Source organism: Pleionea sp. CnH1-48, from assembly GCF_024124665.1.
Classification (GTDB): domain Bacteria; phylum Pseudomonadota; class Gammaproteobacteria; order Enterobacterales; family Kangiellaceae; genus JAMXSB01.
The window spans coordinates 1-1,638 of record NZ_JAMXSB010000043.1 but is presented as its reverse complement, the minus strand read 5'-3'; the positions used below and the strand labels follow the sequence as shown (position 1 = coordinate 1,638).

1 protein-coding gene is annotated in these 1,638 nt (G+C 42.4%); it reads left to right on the top strand.

All coding sequences use genetic code 11. The features are described from left to right. Positions 1-1,638, top strand: a 1,638-nt coding sequence (locus tag NH399_RS25305; RefSeq protein WP_253044306.1) for a cysteine peptidase family C39 domain-containing protein, incomplete at both ends; no start/stop codon positions are given.

The following is a 1,638-nucleotide window of genomic DNA, read 5'->3' as shown; positions in this document are numbered from 1 at the left end:
AAGGTGCTCGAAAAGTCGCTGAGAAAGCCAAGAGCCGTTTGGCAGTTTTACGTGTGATGGAAAACAGCTTGAGCGATGCGCAAGATATCTTTGCGGAACTCAAGAAAGATGGCTCTGATTGGCGTCAGCGAACCTATGCGGCCACATGGATAAGTCGAATTGCAAAACTTAAAGCACAGGGCAAAGCTCTGGCCAATTGTGGAAACCGAGCCTTTAGTGATTTGCTGGAACGTGATGGGAAGTTTGTCGAAGCTAACAAAGTTCGCTCACTGCTTCCAAATAATGCTCAGGGTTTTAGTATTAAAGAGTTAAGCGAGCTTGCGGGTGATTATGGCTATACCATGAAGGCGCTTAATGTGTCTCCTGATGAGCTTAAAGACATGCCTTTACCTGCCATTGCTCACATTGACCGAAGCGCTACGAATGGTTTGGGTCACTATTGGATTGTCGAACAGGTCAATGATAAAGGCGTGACCATCTACGATGAACAAAAACAACGGCGTTTTACTCAAACACAAAAAGAGTTTTCTCAAGAATGGGATGGAAAGCTCTTAGTGTTCTCTGAGAAAGATTCTCCGTTACTCGCTTCATTAGAAAGCAAACAAATGTCTTTGTTGGATGCTGAATTGACCTATGGCGGTTGCTGTGGAATTCAACGACCAGAATCCGACTTAGGTGAACCAAAGCAAAATGAATGCCCAGCAGGTGGCAAAGGTTGCCCTGTTTGGTCGGTGAATAAAGTCAGTATGAATCTTTATGCGACTGATACACCGATTTGGTATGAAACGCCCTATGGTCCCGATATTGAGTTAAAGCTGAGTTTTAACTCTCAATCAGCGCTTCAACAGTATGAGCCTTTTGGGAATAAGTGGTCTTTCAGTTATGGCATGTATCTGGTTGAAGATCCTGGCGAAGCGGCAACGCTCTTTATGGCTGATGGTCGTCGCATGGTGTTTATTGCTGATGGTAAAGGCGGCTTTGCTAAAGCCTACGGCTCTGAGTCTGCTTTGAAAAAAGTTCATTCAACACATTACGAGTTGACTTTATTAGATGGTACTCAATACACCTTTGCTATCCCTGATAACACCAACTCACAACAAGTACTGCTGACACAAATAAAAGACATCTACGGCCATAAAGTAAAGCTGGGATATAACAGCAATATTCAGTTGAAAACTATTCAAGATGCACAAGGGAGAAAATCCACAATTACTTACTACCCTAGCGGTTTAGTGAAAGAGGTCTCTGATCCATTCGGCAGAAAAGCGAGCTTTGAGTATGACTCCAATAAAAACCTTGTTTCTCTCACAGATATGGGCGGTTATAAAAGTACAATTAAGTATGATAGTGATGTGTATATCACTGAGATCACAAAGCCATTTGAGGGTACGTGGAAATTTAAAACAGAACCAGCAGACGGTGTTGATACTGGTATTGGGTATCCAACAGGCGATAGCGGTATGTGGGAGTATTACCGAATAACCGTTACCGATCCTGATGATAAAAAGTCAGAATATTTTTATGATGGTAACTCTGGCTCGTGGTATGTAAGCCCAGAAAATTACATTGAATATCAAAGTAATCAAGTGAACAACGGCTGGGCTAAAAGAGAAAACTATCTCTTTCACTCAGATGATA